Source organism: Kitasatospora sp. NPDC059571 (assembly GCF_042735675.1).
In the GTDB taxonomy this organism is placed as follows: domain Bacteria; phylum Actinomycetota; class Actinomycetes; order Streptomycetales; family Streptomycetaceae; genus Kitasatospora.
Genome location: NZ_JBHWBW010000785.1, coordinates 1 through 1,726 on the forward strand (window position 1 = coordinate 1; position 1,726 = coordinate 1,726).

Genomic DNA, 1,726 nt, shown 5'->3' on the forward strand with positions numbered 1-1,726 from the left:
GAGACATCTCAGGGGGCTATTGAGTCAAGCAGCAGCCGTGATTGATGACGTGACGGAGGAGGTGAAGGCATGGTTCTCGTCGAACAGCTGGCGGTTCTGAAGGCAGTGGAAGAGCTGGCCGAGCAGTCGGTTCAGGAGGTTGCGTTGGGCGCCGGCGTGCCAGTCTCCGTGCTCGCGTCGGCGGCGGTAGTGGGCGTCGGCGCCGGGCGAGGCGGTGAGGGCGGAGAAGGCCCAGAGGAATCCGGCGTGCATGAGCCGGTTGTTCTTGACCATGCGCCTGCCGACGTAGCTCTTCTTGCCGGAGGCCCGGGTGATGGGTGCGGAGCCGGCGTAGGCCTTGAGGCCGCGGGCGTCGGCGAAGCGGGTCCGGTCGTCGCCTATCTCCGCCAGGAGGCGGGCGCCGAGCTGGACGCCGAGGCCGGGGAAGCTGAGGTATATCTCGGCGTCGGGGTGCTCCCGGAAAGCGATCTCGACGGCCTCGGCGAGGTCGTCACCGGCCCGGCAGGCCGCGTCGAACTGCTTGAGCAGGGCGGCCAGCTGATGGCCGAAGGCGTCCTCGACCACCTTCGGCTGGCGGGCCTGCTCGGCCCGGAACACCTCGCGGAGCCGTTCTGCCTCGGCGTCGATCCCTCGCGTGCGGCCGGCGCGCTTGAGCGCGGCCCGCAGCTGGGCCGGGGTGAGCTTCGCGGCCGCGGCCGGAGTCGGTGCCGCAGTGAGCACGGCGCGGGCGTCCGGCCGGGCCAGACCGCCGGCCTTGCTCTGGAAGGCTTCCAGGGCGGCTGGGTAGTACTCGCGCAGGAGCGAGCGGATCTGGTTGCCGAGCTGCTGCCGGTTCCAGACGGCATCCTGTTGGGCGCGGGCCAACACGGTGACGGCCCGGCCCTGCTCGGAGTCGGCGGGCAACGGCCGGTGCATGGGCATGTCGGTGCGCAGGATGTTCGCCAGCACCAGGGCATCGCCCGGGTCGGACTTCTTGCGGCTCACGCCGTGCCGGTCGCGGTACCGGGCGGCGGCCAGCGGGTTGACCGCGAACACCTGCCGCTGCCCGGTACGCAGGGCGGCGACCAGCAGGCCGCGGCTGGTCTCGATCGCCACCGGGATCGGGGCCGCCCCAGTGTCGCCGTGGTCGGCGAGCAGGTCGAGGAGGATTCGGTAGCCGGCCGCGTCGTCGGCGATCCGGCGCTTGGCCAGCAGGGCGCCGGTGTCGTCGACCAGCGCGACGTCGTGGTGCGATTCGGCCCAGTCGATGCCGCAGAAGATCTTCAACCGATTCTCCCAACGTTGCCTGTTCTCGCAGGTCACGAGCACATGCGGGTCACGCGGCGCCCTAATCCCAGGACTCGATGGTCCGCCATCTCAGTAGCCGTTCATGACACCAGCGCACCCCAGGGGCCCCCGTCTGTGCCAGAGCTCGAAGGCTCGCGGATCAAGAAGAGGTCATCCCTGGAGCGGGCTCGCACCACGACCACGGAAACACGATCTTGGGCGGGTTTCGCGGCGGCCCGACGACGCCGGACTGTGCCGCTCTCTCATAGGGCCTTCCAGGCCGGGGTTGTCGTAGGCATCAGCCCGGCGCCCACGCGATCACCACGAAACCCACCACGTGACGGCACCGCTCTTCGTCAAGGCCTCGCCGGGCCAGGAGTAAGGAAGGTGTCCGTCAGATCAGGCAGCCCCCGAAGCCCCGACCGAGACGCTCTGGAGCCGCCTTCACTACGGATTAGGG

At 70.0% G+C, this 1,726-nt stretch carries 1 protein-coding gene; it reads right to left on the minus strand.

The genetic code is table 11. The annotated features are described in order from the left end of the window. Positions 1 to 24 precede the first annotated feature (24 nt). Positions 25 to 1,302, minus strand: a complete 1,278-nt coding sequence (locus tag ACFV0G_RS38995; RefSeq protein WP_380558547.1) for an IS110 family transposase — start codon at positions 1,300 to 1,302, stop codon at positions 25 to 27. Between the last annotated feature and the right edge of the window lie 424 nt (positions 1,303 to 1,726).